Annotated in this window: 13 protein-coding genes and 1 pseudogene; 8 read left to right on the top strand and 6 right to left on the bottom strand. The window is 72.8% G+C overall.

Annotation, left to right across the window (positions count from 1 at the left end; translation table 11 throughout):
• Window positions 1-183: 183 nt before the first annotated feature.
• From ACWDX6_RS07270 to ACWDX6_RS07260, 3 genes are all read left to right on the top strand, one after another.
• Complete coding sequence (locus ACWDX6_RS07270; RefSeq protein ID WP_451483949.1) at window positions 184-1,488, top strand: M18 family aminopeptidase; 1,305 nt, start codon at window positions 184-186, stop codon at window positions 1,486-1,488.
• Window positions 1,489-1,556: 68 nt separating this feature from the next.
• On the top strand, window positions 1,557-1,778 hold the full coding sequence (locus ACWDX6_RS07265) for a DUF6458 family protein (protein WP_403292874.1): 222 nt from the start codon (window positions 1,557-1,559) through the stop codon (window positions 1,776-1,778).
• Between the two features lie 77 nt (window positions 1,779-1,855).
• A complete protein-coding gene (locus tag ACWDX6_RS07260) occupies window positions 1,856-2,200 on the top strand; it encodes a hypothetical protein (protein WP_451483948.1) in 345 nt (114 codons plus the stop codon).
• A 20-nt stretch (window positions 2,201-2,220) separates the two neighbouring features.
• Here ACWDX6_RS07260 and ACWDX6_RS07255 read toward each other — a convergent pair whose 3' ends face one another.
• On the bottom strand, window positions 2,221-4,014 hold the full coding sequence (locus tag ACWDX6_RS07255; protein WP_451483947.1) for an NHL domain-containing thioredoxin family protein: 1,794 nt from the start codon (window positions 4,012-4,014) through the stop codon (window positions 2,221-2,223).
• 150 nt (window positions 4,015-4,164) lie between these two features.
• Between ACWDX6_RS07255 and ACWDX6_RS07250 the strand changes: the two genes are divergently transcribed.
• Genes ACWDX6_RS07250 through ACWDX6_RS07240 form a run of 3 tightly spaced genes read left to right on the top strand, consistent with a single transcriptional unit; the run spans window position 4,165 to window position 7,062 of the window.
• Window positions 4,165-5,760, top strand: a complete 1,596-nt coding sequence (locus tag ACWDX6_RS07250; protein ID WP_451483946.1) for a hypothetical protein — start codon at window positions 4,165-4,167, stop codon at window positions 5,758-5,760.
• Between the two features lie 24 nt (window positions 5,761-5,784).
• A complete protein-coding gene (locus ACWDX6_RS07245; protein ID WP_451483945.1) occupies window positions 5,785-6,540 on the top strand; it encodes a bestrophin-like domain in 756 nt (251 codons plus the stop codon).
• Window positions 6,541-6,570: 30 nt separating this feature from the next.
• A complete protein-coding gene (locus ACWDX6_RS07240) occupies window positions 6,571-7,062 on the top strand; it encodes an LURP-one-related/scramblase family protein (RefSeq protein ID WP_451483944.1) in 492 nt (163 codons plus the stop codon).
• 106 nt (window positions 7,063-7,168) lie between these two features.
• Here the strand turns inward: ACWDX6_RS07240 and ACWDX6_RS07235 are convergent, their stop codons facing one another.
• Window positions 7,169-8,374 (bottom strand): trans-sulfuration enzyme family protein, encoded by a 1,206-nt coding sequence (locus ACWDX6_RS07235; RefSeq protein WP_451483943.1) that lies wholly within the window; start codon window positions 8,372-8,374, stop codon window positions 7,169-7,171.
• A 64-nt stretch (window positions 8,375-8,438) separates the two neighbouring features.
• Between ACWDX6_RS07235 and ACWDX6_RS07230 the strand changes: the two genes are divergently transcribed.
• Window positions 8,439-9,896 carry an aminotransferase-like domain-containing protein gene (locus ACWDX6_RS07230; protein ID WP_451483942.1) on the top strand — a complete coding sequence of 486 codons (1,458 nt, stop codon included), beginning with the start codon at window positions 8,439-8,441 and terminating at the stop codon, window positions 9,894-9,896.
• 194 nt (window positions 9,897-10,090) lie between these two features.
• On the opposite strand, the gene ACWDX6_RS07225 is transcribed toward ACWDX6_RS07230, so the two are convergent.
• Window positions 10,091-10,888 (bottom strand): carbon-nitrogen family hydrolase, encoded by a 798-nt coding sequence (locus ACWDX6_RS07225; protein ID WP_451483941.1) that lies wholly within the window; start codon window positions 10,886-10,888, stop codon window positions 10,091-10,093.
• Window positions 10,889-11,043: 155 nt separating this feature from the next.
• Between ACWDX6_RS07225 and ACWDX6_RS07220 the strand changes: the two genes are divergently transcribed.
• Window positions 11,044-11,871: a maleylpyruvate isomerase family mycothiol-dependent enzyme gene (locus ACWDX6_RS07220; protein WP_356887104.1), complete on the top strand. Its 828-nt coding sequence runs from the start codon at window positions 11,044-11,046 to the stop codon at window positions 11,869-11,871.
• Between the two features lie 20 nt (window positions 11,872-11,891).
• Here the strand turns inward: ACWDX6_RS07220 and ACWDX6_RS07215 are convergent, their stop codons facing one another.
• The 3 genes and pseudogenes from ACWDX6_RS07215 to ACWDX6_RS07205 all read right to left on the bottom strand — a co-directional run bounded on the left by ACWDX6_RS07215 (window position 11,892) and on the right by ACWDX6_RS07205 (window position 15,391).
• Entirely contained in the window at window positions 11,892-13,205 is a 1,314-nt protein-coding gene (locus tag ACWDX6_RS07215) for an MFS transporter (RefSeq protein ID WP_451483940.1), read from the bottom strand.
• Window positions 13,202-13,835, bottom strand: a pseudogene (locus ACWDX6_RS07210) (GntR family transcriptional regulator). Before ACWDX6_RS07210 ends, ACWDX6_RS07215 begins: the two are co-directional and overlap by 4 nt.
• Before the next feature lie 158 nt (window positions 13,836-13,993).
• The gene (locus tag ACWDX6_RS07205; RefSeq protein WP_451484023.1) at window positions 13,994-15,391 is read right to left on the bottom strand and encodes a dihydrolipoamide acetyltransferase family protein; all 1,398 of its coding nucleotides are present in this window, start codon (window positions 15,389-15,391) and stop codon (window positions 13,994-13,996) included.
• Between the last annotated feature and the right edge of the window lie 20 nt (window positions 15,392-15,411).

The raw sequence follows: 15,411 nt of genomic DNA, 5'->3' as shown, positions 1-15,411 counted from the left end.
ATACAGGAACGGCTCGTCCCCGGGGAGGGGGGCGGGCCGTTCCGCCTTTCCGGGGCCCGTTCCCGCCTTCCGGTCGCGCTCCGCCTTCCAGGCCGCCGGCCCTCCCCCATGGTTCCGTTTTCCGCGCCCGCCCGATTTCCGGGGTCCCCTCGACGGCTTTCGGACCGTGCGTAAGGTGAGCGCATGAGTAGCGCACCCTCCCGCCCGTCGCAGCCGTTCGACCGTGGCCACACCGATGACCTCATGACCTTCCTGGCGGCCTCCCCGTCGCCGTACCACGCCGTGGCGAACGCCGCCGAGCGCCTGGAGAAGGCCGGCTTCCGGCAGGTCGAGGAGACCGCTGCCTGGGACGGTACGTCGGGCGGGAAGTACGTCATCCGCGGCGGCGCGATCATCGCCTGGTACGTACCGGAGGGCGCCGCCCCCCACACCCCGTACCGCATCATCGGCGCCCACACCGACTCCCCCAACCTGCGCGTCAAGCCGCGGCCCGACATGGGCACACAGGGCTGGCGCCAGGTCGCGGTCGAGATCTACGGCGGCACGCTGCTCAACACCTGGCTCGACCGCGACCTCGGCCTCGCCGGCCGGATCACCCTGCGCGACGGCAGCAACCACCTCGTGAACATCGACCGCGCCGTGCTGCGCGTCCCGCAGCTCGCGATCCACCTCGACCGCCAGGCCAACGAGGGCCTGAAGCTCGACCGGCAGCGGCACATGCAGCCGATCTGGGGCCTCGGCGACGTCCACGAGGGCGACCTGATCTCCTTCGTCGCCGACGAGGCGGGCGTCGACGCCGAGGACGTCACCGGCTGGGACCTGATGGTCCACTCCATCGAGCCCCCCTCCTACCTCGGCCGCGACCGCGAACTCGTCGCCGGCCCCCGCATGGACAACCTCATCTCGGTCCACGCCGGCGTCGCCGCGCTGACGGCCGTGGCGGGCCGGAGCGACCTCCCGTACATCCCGGTCCTCGCCGCCTTCGACCACGAGGAGAACGGCTCCGAGTCGGACACCGGCGCCCAGGGCCCGCTGCTCGGCTCCGTCCTCGAACGCTCGGTCTTCGCCCGCGGCGGCGCGTACGAGGACAAGGCACGCGCCTTCGCCGGCACGGTCTGCCTCTCCTCCGACACCGGCCACGCCGTCCACCCCAACTACGCCGAGCGCCACGACCCGACGCACCACCCACGCGCCAACGGCGGCCCGATCCTGAAGGTGAACGTCAACCAGCGGTACGCCACCGACGGCAGCGGCCGCGCCGTGTTCACCGCGGCCTGCGAGAAGGCCGGCGTGCCGTCCCAGACGTTCGTCTCCAGCAACGACATGCCCTGCGGCACGACGATCGGTCCGATCACCGCCGCCCGCCACGGCATCACGACCGTCGACATCGGCGTCGCCATCCTCTCCATGCACAGCGCGCGTGAACTGTGCGGCGCCGACGACCCGTTCCTCCTCGCGAACGCGCTGGTGGCCTTCCTGGAGGGATAGGCCGAGGAGGGATAGAGGCGGCAGACCCGGGTACCCGATTCCGACAACCCCACTAGGAGGCGGGATCCATGGGCCTTGGAGGCTGCATCATCCTCATCGCCGTGGGCGCGATTCTCACGTTCGCCACGGACTGGGAACTCGACGGCGTCAACCTCGACCTGGTGGGACTGATCATGATGGCGGTCGGTCTCATCGGCACGGCGACCTTCACCAGCATCGCGCGGCGCCGGCGGGCCGTCGTACCACCGGTCGCCCCGACGGTGGTGGACGACGACACGCGCCGCTACTGACGGCGGGTCAATAACCTGGCGTCCGCCATCCGTCCGCGAAACATCCGGGAAAGGCCCCTACTGACACCGTCGTACTCATGGTTCGTCACGAGGGCCCACCCCTGCGGAAGTTCATCGCCTGCGCCGCCACCGCCGTGCTGCTCGGCACGGGGGTGGCGGCGTACGTCATCACGGAGTACGGCGAACGGCCCGCGTGGGCCACGGACATCGCGTACGAGGGCGGCTATCTCCAGGCCGTCCGCATCCGGAAGCACGACATGACGGGGGAGCGCACCCGCGCCCTGCTGGCCGGCGAATGCGCGGCCATGGAACGCCGCGGCATGGGCGGCGACCGGGCCGTCCACGCCCCGGAGGCGTGGGTGGCCGGCTGCCTGGACGGCGCGGCGGGCCGCCCGTCCACGAACCAGGGCATGCTGCACTAGGGCCCCACGCGCGTGGGGCGTCAGGCGTCCATGCCCGCGAGGATCAACGGCAGCCGGGTGACGCCGTTCTCCGTCACCGTCACCGGCACACCCCAGTCCTGCTGGTGGACATGGCAGGCCGGGTACTCGTTGGCCGGGTCGTCGTCGCAGGACGCCGCCATCGCCGAGACGTGCAGGACGCCCTCACCGATCTCCGGATTGAGGTCCAGCTCCCGGAAGAGGTCCGTGCCCGTGCCCTCGCCGGCGAGCAGCAGCTCGGGCGGGGTCGAGGAGACGAGGAGCCGGGTCGAGGGGCCGTACCGCTCGTCCAGCTTCTGCCCCGTCGGCGCCTGGAAGACGACGTCGAGGCGGAGCCGGCCGGGAGCGATCTCGGCGGCCTCGCGCCGGGTGCGGTGGGCGACCGACTCCACCCGCACGGCCTCCTCCGGCAGCCGCAGCCGCGTCACCCGGTGCCGGGCCGACTCGACGACGACGATGTCGTCCCCGACCAGCACGGCGTCGCTCGGCTCGCGCAGATCGGTGGCGAGGGTGGTGACCTCGCCGGTCGCCGGGTCGTAGCGGCGCAGCGCGTGGTTGTACGTGTCGCTCACGGCGACGGACCCGTCGGGCAGGGCGGTCACACCCAGCGGGTGCTGGAAGAGGGCCTGCTCGGCGGCGCCGTCACGGTGGCCGAAGTCGAAGAGCCCGGTGCCGACGGCCGTGTGCACGACGTCCTCGGTGTCGATCCAGCGCAGGGCGCTGGTCTCGGAGTCGGCGATCCACAGCCGCTCCTCGGTGGCGGCAAGACCGGACGGCTGGGCGAACCACGCCTCGGCGGCCGGTCCGTCGACCAGACCCTCGTTGGTCGTACCCGCCGCGACCTCGACCGTCCCCGTCTCGGGGTCGTACGTCCACAGCTGGTGGACCCCGGCCATGGCGATCCACACCTTGCCCCGCCACCAGGCCACGTCCCACGGCGAGGACAGGTCGACGTCGAGCGCCGGTCCCGAGGTAGGGGAGCCCTGCCACCACTGGCGGCCGGTTCCGGCGATCAGCTCGATCGCACCGGTCTGCGGGTCGAAGGTGCGCAGCGCGTGGTTGACGGTGTCGGCGACGACGACCTTGCCGTCGGGGAGGAGGGCGAGACCCTGCGGTTCACGGAACTCCTTGCCCCCGATCCGCCGCACGACGCTCTCGCCGTCCGGCTCCAGCTCGACGAGCTGGTGGCGGGTGGTGTCGGAGACGAGCAGGTTGCCGGAGGGCAGGACGACCGCCTTGCCGGGGAACCGCAGATCGGTGGCGACCGGCTCCGGCGGCACGTACGGCCCGTCCCCGCGCCGCAGCGTCCCCTTGGCGCCGTGCTCGGCCTCCAGCTCCTCGACGAGGGTGCGGATCGCGTTGGCGTGCCCCTCGCCGGCGTGCTGGGCGACGACATACCCCTCGGGGTCGATGACGACGAGCGTCGGCCAGGCGCGTACGGCGTACTGCTTCCAGGTCGCGAGCTCCGGGTCGTCGAGCACCGGGTGGTGCACCTCGTAGCGCTCGACGGCGTCGACGACGGCCTGGTGGTCGGCCTCGTGCACGAACTTGGGCGAGTGGACGCCGACGATCACGAGGGTGTCCCGGTGCCGCTCCTCCAGCTCGCGCAGCTCGTCGAGGACGTGGAGGCAGTTGATGCAGCAAAAGGTCCAGAAATCGAGAAGAACGATCTTCCCGCGCAGGTCGGCGAGGGTGAGATCGTCTCCGCCGGTGTTCAGCCAGCCGCCCTTGCCGACGAGCTCGGGGGCGCGGACACGGGCGCGGGCGCGGTGGGGAGCAGACGCGGAGTCGTTCATGGCTCCAGGGTGCCGTACGGGTGAAACAGAGGGCCGGGTGGGGAGCGTGTGGCGTGTCTTGCCTATGGCATGTGCCATGGCACTGGCCACCATGGCGGGAAGATCATCCGATTTTTCGTCCTCCCGGCTGAGAGCGGTGGGTGAGGTGTCATGCGGCGTCGGCGTGCCGGGCTGTCGCTCCTGGCGGTGGTCCTCCTCGTTCCGCTCCCGTTCCTTTCGCTCCCGGCGGCGCGCGCCGGCGGGGTGGGCGACGCCGCGCTGCGCCTGACCATCACGGTCAACACCTGGCACGACACGTGGGCGCGGCCACCGGCCGTCCGGGCCGGGGGCGTGGTGGTGAAGCGGTACCACCTGGCCAACCGCGGCGAGGCCGATCTCCACCGCGTCCGGATCACCGACCCCGGCGCGCCTGCCGGGTCCGTCCACTGCCCGAGCGACACCCTGGCGGCCCTGCGGACCCTGGTGTGCACGGCCAGATTTCCGGCCGTGGTGGGCCACCACGGCGGTACGGCGAAGGCGGTGGGCTCCGTTCCCTCGCTACGGAAGCGGCTCACGGCCACCGCCCGTTCCGGTTACACGGGTGTCACCGGGGCCCTGACGCTGACGGAGACGGCCCGCACTCGACGTCCGCCGCAGCTCGCGGCGGACGTCGAGTACACCGTCACCAATCCGGGCAACCGGCCGGTGCACGGGATCCGGCTCACCGACCCCGCCCTGGGGCGGGACGCCGGACGCATCGGCTGCGCGGGCAGGCCCGGCACCGTGCCGGTGCTCGCTCCCGGGGCGTCGGCCCGCTGCTCCGTGACCGTCCGCCGGCCACCGGGAACGCACCGCAGTACGGGCCTGGTCTCCGGCAGCGACCGGGTCACGACGGTGGGCCCGGACGGGAGCCCGGTGGCCCCACCACTGCTGACCGCCCGCGCCTCGGCCGTCTTCACCCTGCGGGCGGCGGAGCGGAGTACGGGGCGCGGGGTGGCTCCGCCTGGCGTGGCGGTTCCGCCTGGCGGTGCGGTTCCGCCTGGCGGTGCGGTTCCGCCTGGCGGGGTGGCGCAGCCGGGGGCACCGGTCGCACCTGGGGTGGTCGGGAGTGGGGTGCCGGGGGCGGCGGGAGCGGCTGCGGCAGGCACGGGCGCGGCGGGTGCGGCGGGTGCGGTCGGTGCAGCGGGTGCTGCTGCTGGGACAGCGGGTGCCGCGGGTGCCGCGGGTGCTGCCGGTGCTGCCGGTGCTGCCGGTGCTGCCGGTGTGCCAGGCGCCGCAGGCGCCGCCGCTGCTGCCGGTGCGGCTGCGGGGGCCGGCGCGGCTGCGGGGGCCGGGGCGGCTGCGGGAGCCGGGGCGGCTGCGGGAGCGGGGGCGGGGGCGGGGGCCGCCGGTGCAGGGGCCGCCGCGGGCGGCGTCGCGGGGCCCGGGGCAGTCCCGGGAGCACCGGCCGCCGCCCACGCCGCGGCCGCACCAGCAGGCCCGGCGGTGCCAGCGGTCCCAGGGCTCGTCCGCGCCCCCGGGGACGTACCGGGCGTCCGCCCCCCGGGCGAGGTGCCGGCCCGGATTCCCGGGCGGATCGGTGAGATCCCGGGGCAGATCCCCGTCCCCGACACCCGGGTCCCCGTTCCCGCCGACGACGAGGGGCTCCTCCCCCGGCTCCGCCGCCGGTCCCGTGAGCTGCCCGAGATGGGGATCGTGCTGTTCCTCGTGCTGCTCCTGATCCCCGCCGCGGTCGCGGCCGCCCTGTTCGGCTCCCGCCCCCGCTGACCTCGCCGCCCCCGGGAGAACACCATGGTCCTGCTGGAAACGATCGCCATCGTGCTCGGCGTGGCGCTGCTCGCCGCTCTCGCCGTGGTCGTCAAGACGAAGCTGTTCCCGGTCGCGGACGACGAGGAGCCCCGCGAGGACGTGGCCGAGTACATCGCGATGATGGTCTCGGTGCTCTACGCCGTCGTGCTCGGCCTGTGCCTCGTCTCCGTCTGGGACAACCGGTCCGCCGCCGCCGACCACGTCCAGGTCGAGGCGAGCGCCCTGCACCAGACCTATCTGCTGGCCGGTTCGCTCCCGGAGGACCGGCGCGGCCCCGTCCGCGCCGCGGCCCGCTCGTACGCCTCCCACGTCGTCGGCGTCGAGTGGCCGCTGATGGCCGAGGGCCGCCCCCTCGGCTCGACGGGCTGGAACCTGCTCGACCGGCTCCGCGCCGCCGGCGAGGTGGACAGGACGGCCTCGACGTCCGAGCAGATCGCCGCCCAGGAGTTGGTCGCCCAGCTCAGCTCAGTCGACGACGCCCGGCGCGGCCGGGAGGCGTCGGCCCAGGAGCGGCTGCCACCGGTCCTGTGGACGGGCCTGCTCATCGGCGGTGCGCTGACGCTGGCCTTCATGTTCCTGTTCGGCGTCCAGCGCAGTGTCACCCACGTGGTGATGGTGATGGGCCTGGCCGGCTTCATCGCCTTCACGGTGCTCCTGATCCACCAGCTGAACGCGCCCTTCGGCGCGGTGCTCGGCGCCACCGCCGATCCCTTCACCCGCTACTTCGGTCCTGCGTGAAGCGGACGCGGACGGGGAACCCCTGACGGCATGAAATATCTCGTACGGGACAAAATCTTCGCCATCGGCGACGACTACTGGATCGAGGACGAGAACGGCCACCACGCCTTCCTCGTCGACGGCAAGGCCCTGCGGCTGCGCGACACCCTCGAGTTGAAGGACCCTCACGGGCGGGTCCTGGCCACGCTGCGGCAGAAGGTGTTCAGCCTGCGGGACGCGATGACGCTCGAGAGGGACGGCCGGCCGCTCGCCACCATCCGCAGGAAGCGTCTCTCCCTGCTCCGCAACCACTACCGCGTCACGCTGGCCGACGGCACGGAGCTGGACGTCAGCGGCAGGATCCTGGACCGGGAGTTCACCGTCGAGCACGACGGTGAACTCCTCGCCCACATCTCCCGTCAGTGGTTCCACGTCCGGGACACGTACGCCGTGAACGTGGTCCGCGAGGACGCCGACCCGGCGCTGCTGATCGCGGTGGCGGTGTGCGTGATCCGGATGTCCGAACGCGAGCGGGAGGGGTAGGGACCTCACCGAGCAGGACGCCCGGGAGCAGGACACCGAGACCGGGACGCCCGAGACCGGGACGCCCGGCAGCGGATCGGCCGGCAGCGGATCGCCCCGGTGCCGCTCAGGCCGTCGCGTTCGCCGCCCGCTCCAGCGCCTGGTCCAGATCCGCCCACAGGTCCTCGACGTGCTCGATTCCGACGGACACCCGTACCGTCCCCGGCCCGATGCCCGCCGCGTCGAGGGCGGCCGCGTCCAGTTGGCGGTGGGAGGTGGAGGCGGGGTGCATCACGAGGGTCTTCACGTCGCCCAGGGACAGGCTCAGCGAAGCCACTCGTACCGCCCCGACGAACGCACCGCCCGCCTCGCGGCCGCCCGCGAGGTCGAAGGAGATCACCCCGCCGCCACCGTTCGGCAGCAGGCGGCGGGCGACGGTCCCGTCAGGGTGCCCGGCCAGCGCCGGGTGGCGTACGGCGGCGACCGCCGGGTGGTCCGCGAGCCGCTCCGCCAGGTCCAGGGCCGTGGCGCACTGCCTCTCGATGCGCAGCGGCAGCGTCTGCATGCCGCGCAGCGTCAGCCAGGCGGCGAACGGGTCGGTGGAGGCGCCCTGCTCGATCGCGTAGCGGCGGATACGGCCGTACAGCTCGGCGTCCCGGAAGACGGCCATGCCGCCGAGGACGTCCGCGTGCCCGGCGAGGTACTTGGTCGCGGAGTGGATGACGACGTCCGCGCCGAACTCGACGGGCCGGCAGAGCAGCGGCGAGGCGAAGGTGTTGTCGACGGCGGTCGGGACGCCCGCCTCCGCCGCGACGGCGATCAGGGCGGGAAGGTCGGCGACCCGGGTCGTCGGGTTGGCGATGGTCTCCAGGTAGAGCAGCCGAGTCTCGGGCCGCAGGACGCGGCGGACCTCGTCCGGGTCCGTGCCGGAGACGTAGCTGACCTCGACGCCCCAGCGCTCGGCGAGGTCGCTGAGGACCGCGTACGTACCGCCGTACAGGCAGCTCTGCGCGACGACATGGCCGCCGGCGGAGAGCAGTCCGAGCAGGACCGCGTTGATGGCGCCCATGCCGGAGGCGAAGGAGAGGCCGGCGACGCCGCCCTCCAGGCGGGCGACGGCGTCCTCCAGGGCGCGGACGGTGGGGTTGCCGAGGCGGCTGTAGAGGAAGGTGCCGGGGGTGTGGATGGCGTCGGCCATCGCCTCGGCGCTGTCGAAGGCGAAGACGTGCCCCTGGTGGAGGGGGACTCCGAGTGGTGTGCTGCCGCTGATGAGCGGCTGCGGCGGGTGGACAGCGAGGGTTTCGGGGCGGAGTGCCGCGGTGTCGTCGATCATGATCGCCAGTCTGTGGACAGCCCCCTTGCCGCCACAGGGCCAATCACGGCAGATTGGTCCGTCGATGGAACCAATCTCTCTCTCCGTGGACGACCTCGTCGCCCGGCTCGGCCGCTGGTCCGCCGGACGGGGGCCGCTGTATCTCCTCCTCGCGGCCCGTTTCCGGCAGTTGATCGACGAGGGGCTGCTTCCGGCGGGTGCGCCGCTGCCGCCGGACCGGCGGCTCGCGACCGCGCTCGCGGTGGGCCGTACGACGGTCGTCGCCGCGTACGACACGTTGCGGCAGGAGGGGCGGCTCGTGCGGCGGCAGGGCAGTGGCACACGGGTGGCGTCCGCCGCTCTCGCTCCCGGCCCGCGGGTCCGGGAGACGTCGAACCCGCTCTTCCTGCACCTGCTGGAGACGCCGGACGACGTGATCCTGTTGAGCTGCGCGGCGCCGGTGGGTCCGCCGCCGGAGTTGGCGCGGGCGTACGCCTCGCTCGCCCTGCCGGACGACGACCTCGGCTATCACCCGGCGGGCCTGCCCGGGCTGCGGGCGGCGATCGCACGGCGGTACGCGGAACGGGGCGTGCCGACCGAGCCGGAGCAGATCCTGGTCACCACGGGGGCCCAGCAGGCGCTTTCGCTGCTGACCCGGCTGCTCGTGGCGCCCGGCGACGGGGTCCTCGTCGAGGCGCCGACGTATCCGGGGGCGCTCGACCTGTTCCGGGAGGCGGCGGCGGTGCCGTACCCGGTGGCGGTGGGGCCGGACGGGGTGGACGTGGCGGAGGCGATCCGGCTGATGGAGCGTCACCGTCCGGCCCTCGCGTATGTGGTGCCGCGTTTCCAGAATCCGACCGGGTCCGTTCTTCCGCAGCTGCCGGGCCGTCGTCTCGTCGAGGCGGCGAACGCGCTCGGGGTGCCACTGGTCGACGACGAGGTGCTCGCCGATCTCGCGTTCGAGCCCGGACGGGCGCCGCTGCCGTTGTCGTCGTTCGGTGAGGTCGTGGGGGTCGGCTCGCTGAGCAAGGTGGTGTGGGCCGGGCTGCGGATCGGCTGGGTACGGGGGTCGGCGGGGTTGATCGCCCGGCTGGCCCGGCTCAAGGCCATCCACGACCTGGGGTCCGACGTCCCGGCGCAACTGGTCGCCACACGGCTGTTCGACGACTTCGACGTGATCGTGGCCGACCGGGTGCGGACCCTGCGCGTGGGCCACGATCGGCTGCGGGCGGAGCTGGCGCGGCGGCTGCCGTCGTGGACCTGCGCTCCGGCCGCCGGCGGCCAGACGGTGTGGGTGCGCCTCCCGTACGGCGACGGCGTGGCCTTCGCCCAGGTCGCGCTGCGCCACGGGGTGGCCGTCCTGCCGGGCGCCACGATGGACGCGCTGGGCGGCAGCACCGGCCGTCTGCGCCTGCACTTCCTGCTGCCCCCGGACGTCCTGGCGGAGGCGGTCCGCAGACTGGCGTCGGCCTGGCGCGAGTACGCCCCGGGGGCCGCCACGGCGGAACCGTCCCCGGCGACCCTGAACGCGATCGTGGTCTGAGCGGTAGCGGCCCGGGGCCGCCACTCCAGGAGCGAGGTGTCCACCAGGGCCTCCAGGAGGTCCTCGGTGTCCTGGGCCGGAAGGTCGAGGAGGCGGGGGGTCCCGGCGACGGGCGCTCCTAGGGTCTTCCGTTTGGATCAGGCCGGATCAGGGCTCGGGCTCCCGCCCCCGCGGCCCGCACTCCCCTCAGCGGCTCACGGCCGCGTCGGCTTCGCCACGCCCAGGACGCGGTCCTTCAAAGCCGGGAACTGATCCCGGGTCGTCGTCACCTTCACCGGGTCCAGCTCCACCCGAAGGATCTCCTCGTCCGGGCCCGCCTCCGCCAGGACCTCGCCCCAGGGGTCGACCACGATCGAGTGGCCGGCCTGCTCCACGCCCGCGTGCGTGCCGGCCGTGCCGCAGGCCAGCATGTACGCCTGGTTCTCCACGGCACGCGCCCGTGCGAGCACGGTCCAGTGCTCGCGGCGGCGGGCCGGCCAGCCTGCCGGGACGACGAACGCCTGCGCGCCCGCGTCGACCAGGGCCCGGAAGAGCTCGGGGAAGCGCAGGTCGTAACAGGTGGCGACGCCGGCCGTCAGGCCGGGCAGGGCGACCGTCACCGGCTCCTCGCCCGCCGCCATCAGCACGGCCTCCCCCTTGTCGAAGCCGAAACGGTGGATCTTGCGATAGCTCGCGGCGAGTTCGCCCGCCGGTGTGAGGACGAGCGAGGTGTTGTAGAGCGCGCCGCCCACCGCCTCGACGACCGACCCGGCGTGCAGCCAGACCCCCGCGTCCCGGGCGGCGGCGGCCATCGCCTCGTACGTCGGCCCCTTCAGCGGCTCCGATTCCGCCGCGAAGGACTCGTACGCGAACGCCCCCGTGGGCCAGAGCTCCGGCAGCACGACGAGATCGGCGGCACCGCGCTCCGCCCGTACCAGTCCGGCCACCCGCGCACGGCGGGATTCGACCGATTCATACGGGTTTACTGCGATCTGGATCAGCGAGGCGCGCACACTACCACCGTCCTGGCATTCGAGTCGTCAACACGGGCCTACGATCGTCACACGAAAGCACTGCCGGGGTGCCTTCGGGCAGCGTAACTTAGCGTCCGAGCCTCCCAAGCAGTCTTGTTTTCAGCCCGCGCACCGCAGAACCGCCGAGGGGTCCCGTGACCGTCCATCCCAGCCTTCAGACCTACGCCGACGCCTGGACCCACTCCATCGAAGCGATATCCGAGCTGGTGCAGCCGCTCGTGGAAGGCGAATGGAACCGCGCCACACCGTGCCCGGGCTGGTCGGTGCGGGACATCGTGTCCCATGTCATCGGCATGGAGTGCGAGATGCTCGGCGACCCGCGCCCCATCCACTCCCTGCCCCGCGACCTCTACCACGTACGCAGCGACTTCGCGCGCTACATGGAGATGCAGGTCGATGTGCGCCGGCACCACACCGCGCCCGAGATGACCTCGGAGCTCGAATACGTCCTGATCCGCCGGGCGCGGATGCTCCGCAACGAGAACCGGAAGCCGGACCAGCTCGTCCGCGCCCCCCTGGGCGCCGAGCAGACCCTAGAACTGGCCTACCGCATGCGCGCCTTCGACGTCTGGGTGCACGAGCAGGATCTGCGCACCGCGCTGGGCCGGCCCGGCAACCTCGACTCCCCCGCCGCCCTGGTCACCCGTGACGTCCTGCTCGAAGCGCTGCCGAAGGTGGTCGCCAAGGACGCGGGCGCGCCCACGAACTCGGCGGTCGTCCTCGACGTGCACGGACCCGTGGAGTTCCTGCGGACCGTACGGGTGGACGCGGAGGGCCGGGGTTCGGTCGACGGCGCGCCGTCCCTGGGGCCCGCGGCGACGCTGGCGATGGACTGGGAGACGTACGTCCGTCTGGCGTGCGGCCGGGTCCGGCCGGCCGACGTGGCCGACCGGGTCAAGACCGAGGGCGACCTGGACCTCGCGGCGGCGATCCTGGACCACTTCACGGTGACGCCCCGGTAGCCACCCCCGGAAGGGGCTGTTCAGACGGGGACGTGCACGGCCTCCACCCGGCTGGCGACCAGCCGTTCGCGCTCGCGCTTCGCCGTACGGGCCTTCAGGCGCAGGATCTGCACGAAGCCCAGGGCCTCCAGGACGAAGACGGAGGAGAAGGCGATCCGGTAGTTGCCGCCGGTGGCGTCGAGAAGGACGCCGACCGCCAGCAGCGTCGTCATCGAGGCGACGAAACCACCCATGTTGACGATTCCCGAGGCCGTGCCCTGACGCTCCGGCGGGTTGGCCGGACGGGCGAAGTCGAAGCCGATCATGGAGGCGGGTCCGCAGGCGCCGAGGACCGCGCAGAGGGTGATCAGCAGCCACATGGGGGCGCGGTCGCCGGGGAAGGCGAGGGTGGTCCCCCACAGGGCGGCGGTCACGGCGATGGTGCCGAGGGCCAGCGGGGCGCGGGCGGCGTGGTGGCGGGCGATGATCTGGCCGTAGACCAGCCCCACGACCATGTTCGAGGCCACCACCAGGGTGAGCAGCCCGCCGGCCGTCTCCGGGGAGAGCCCCTGCGCCTCGACGAGGAACGGGAGCCCCCACAGCAGCAGGAACACCATGGCCGGGAACTGGGTCGTGAAGTGCACCCACAGGCCGAGCCGGGTGCCGGGCTCCCGCCAGGACTCGGCGATCTGCCGGCGGACGTACGTGGCACCGGCGTGCGCGACCGGCGCGGGTTCGTGGCCCTCGGGGTGGTCCTTGAGGAAGACCAGCAGCAGGACGAGGACCGCGACGCCAGCGACGGCGCTGCCCGCGAAGGCGGCGGTCCAGCCGACGCCGTGCAGGAGCCGGGCGATGACGAGGGTGGAGACGAGATTGCCGGCCATCCCGACGAGACCGGCGAGCTGGGCGATCAGCGGTCCGCGCCGGGCGGGGAACCAGCGGCCGCCGAGCCGCAGCACGCTGATGAACGTCATCGCGTCGCCGCAGCCGAGCAGCGCGCGGGAGGCCAGCGCCATGCCGTACGAGGGGGAGAGCGCGAAGCCCAGCTGCCCGACGGTGAAGAGGACGACGCCGAGCGTCAGCACTTTCTTGGTGCCGAGCCGGTCGACCATCAGGCCGACGGGTATCTGCATGCCCGCGTAGACGAGGAGCTGGAGGATCGAGAAGGTGGAGAGGGCGGAGGCGTTGACGTCGAAGCGGTCGGCGGCGTCGAGGCCGGCGACGCCCAGCGACGTACGGAAGATGACGGCGACGAAGTAGACGGCGACGCCGACGCCCCAGACGAGGGCGGCGCGCCTGCCGCCGGGCGGGTCGCCGGGGAGGGTGACGGCGGATCCGAATCCACGTCCGCTCACCGCGCCTCACCCCGGACCAGGACCTTGACCCAGCTCAGGTGCTGCCGGACGCAGGCGGCGGCACCCTCGACGTCGCCCGCCCGGATCCGCTCCAGGATCTCGGCGTGCTCGGTGATGTTCTTGGCGATACGGTCCGGGTGCGACTGCATCACGGCGACGCCCATGCGGAGCTGGCGGTCGCGCAGCTGGTCGTAGAGGCGGGCGAGGATCTGGTTCCCGGCGTGCTGGACGATCTCGGCGTGGAAGCAGCGGTCGGTGACGGCGACCTCGGCGAGGTCCCCGGCCCCGGCCCGCCGCTTCTGCTCCTCCAGGAGCTCTTCGAGCCGCGCGATCAGCGCCGGCGAGGCGGGCACGGCCCGCCGCACGGCGAACTCCTCGACCAGCAGCCGGGTCTCCACGACATCGGCGATCTCCTGGGCGGAGAACCAGGGCGCCCTTCTTGGGGTAGAGCTTGAGCAGCCCTTCCATCTCCAGTTTGAGCAGCGCCTCCCGCACGGGGGTCCGGGACACCCCGACGGCGAGGGCCAGCTCCCCCTCGGTGAGCAGGGTCCCGCCCTCGTAACGGCGGTCGAGGACGGCCTGCTTGACGTGCGTGTAGACACGGTCGGCTGCTGCGGGAGCGGAAGGCATGCGCACAGCTTAGATACAACAGGGGTACAACAGACAGCCGAGTCCGCCATCCGGACGCCGTGCCTACGACACGACGAAGAGCCCGGACACCTCAGGTGCCCGGGCCCTTTACTTCGCTCCCAGCCGGACGTTTCACGTGAAACAGGCCGGGGTGGTGATCACGCCCAGGTGATCAATCGCTTCGGCTGCTCCAGAATCGCGGCGACATCCGCCAGGAACTTGGAGCCCAGCTCGCCGTCGACCAGCCGGTGGTCGAAGGAGAGCGCGAGCGTGGTGACCTGACGCGGCTTCACCTTGCCCTTGTGGACCCACGGCTGGAGCTTGATCGCACCGACCGCGAGGATCGCGGACTCGCCCGGGTTGAGGATGGGCGTACCGGTGTCGACGCCGAAGACGCCGACGTTGGTGATGGTGAACGTGCCGCCCTGCATGGCCGCCGGGGTCGTTTTGCCCTCGCGGGCGGTGGCGACCAGCTCGCTGAGGGAGCGGGACAGCTCCGGCAGGGTCTGGGCGTGCGCGTCCTTGATGTTCGGCACGATGAGACCGCGCGGGGTGGCCGCGGCGATACCCAGGTTGACGTAGTGCTTGAGCACGATCTCCTGGTTCGCCTCGTCCCAGGCCGCGTTGATCTCCGGGTTGCGCTTGACGGCGACCAGGACGGCCTTGGCGACGAGGAGCAGCGGGTTGACCCGCAGGCCCGCCATGTCCTTGTCGGACTTGAGCTCCTCGACCAGCTTCATCGTGCGCGTGATGTCGAAGGTCACGAACTCGGTGACGTGCGGCGCGGTGAAGGCCGAGCCGACCATCGCCGCCGCCGTGGCCTTCCGTACGCCCTTGATGGGCACACGGGTCTCCCGCGCATCCGTCGACACCGCGGAGGCGGCGGCGGGCGCGGGGGCCGGAGCCGCTGCCGGGGCTTCGACGGCGGGTGCCGCGGCGGCCGGTGCCGGGGCGGCGGCCGCGTGGACGTCCTCGCGGGTGATGATCCCGTCCGGACCGGTGGGCGTGACCGTCGCCAGGTCGACCCCGAGGTCCTTGGCCAGCTTGCGCACCGGCGGCTTCGCCAGCGGGCGGGAGGCGGCCGGGCCCCCGTGGCCGTTGAGCTGCTCCGGTACGGAGACGGGCGCGGTGATAGCAGCCGGTGCGGACGCGGCCGGTTCGGACGCGGCCGGTGCCGTGGGCGCACCCTTGCGGGCGCGGCGCTTGGTGGAGGTCGCGGCCACGCCGTAGCCGACCAGGACCGGCTGACGGCCCTGGGGCTCGTCCTCGGCCGGCTCCTCGGCGGCGGGTGCCTCGACCGGCGCCTGGGCGGGGGCCTCGGCCTCCGCCGTACCGCCGCCGACGTTCACCGAGATGATCACCTCGCCGACGTCGACCGTCGTCCCCTCGGGGAAGCGCAGCTCGTGCACCACACCGTCGAAGGGGCACGGCAGCTCGACCGCCGCCTTGGCCGTCTCGACCTCGCAGACGACCTGGCCGTCGGTGACCGTGTCACCGGGCTGGACGTACCACTTGAGGATCTCGGCCTCGGTGAGGCCCTCGCCCACGTCGGGCATCTTGAATTCGCGGATCGTCA

This window comes from Streptomyces sp. NPDC003027, from assembly GCF_053591435.1.
The sequence above is the reverse complement of the archived record's forward strand: the minus strand, read 5'-3'. Positions and strand labels throughout refer to the sequence as shown.

Coding starts and splice junctions, on each gene's coding strand:
- ACWDX6_RS07250 (WP_451483946.1), top strand. CDS start 4,165: ATGCGGCGTCGGCGTGCCGGGCTGTCGCTCCTGGCGGTGGTCCTCCTC.
- ACWDX6_RS07245 (WP_451483945.1), top strand. CDS start 5,785: ATGGTCCTGCTGGAAACGATCGCCATCGTGCTCGGCGTGGCGCTGCTC.
- ACWDX6_RS07205 (WP_451484023.1), bottom strand. CDS start 15,391: ATGCCCGACGTGGGCGAGGGCCTCACCGAGGCCGAGATCCTCAAGTGG.
- ACWDX6_RS07265 (WP_403292874.1), top strand. CDS start 1,557: ATGGGCCTTGGAGGCTGCATCATCCTCATCGCCGTGGGCGCGATTCTC.
- ACWDX6_RS07235 (WP_451483943.1), bottom strand. CDS start 8,374: ATGATCGACGACACCGCGGCACTCCGCCCCGAAACCCTCGCTGTCCAC.
- ACWDX6_RS07255 (WP_451483947.1), bottom strand. CDS start 4,014: ATGAACGACTCCGCGTCTGCTCCCCACCGCGCCCGCGCCCGTGTCCGC.
- ACWDX6_RS07260 (WP_451483948.1), top strand. CDS start 1,856: ATGGTTCGTCACGAGGGCCCACCCCTGCGGAAGTTCATCGCCTGCGCC.
- ACWDX6_RS07270 (WP_451483949.1), top strand. CDS start 184: ATGAGTAGCGCACCCTCCCGCCCGTCGCAGCCGTTCGACCGTGGCCAC.
- ACWDX6_RS07240 (WP_451483944.1), top strand. CDS start 6,571: ATGAAATATCTCGTACGGGACAAAATCTTCGCCATCGGCGACGACTAC.
- ACWDX6_RS07230 (WP_451483942.1), top strand. CDS start 8,439: ATGGAACCAATCTCTCTCTCCGTGGACGACCTCGTCGCCCGGCTCGGC.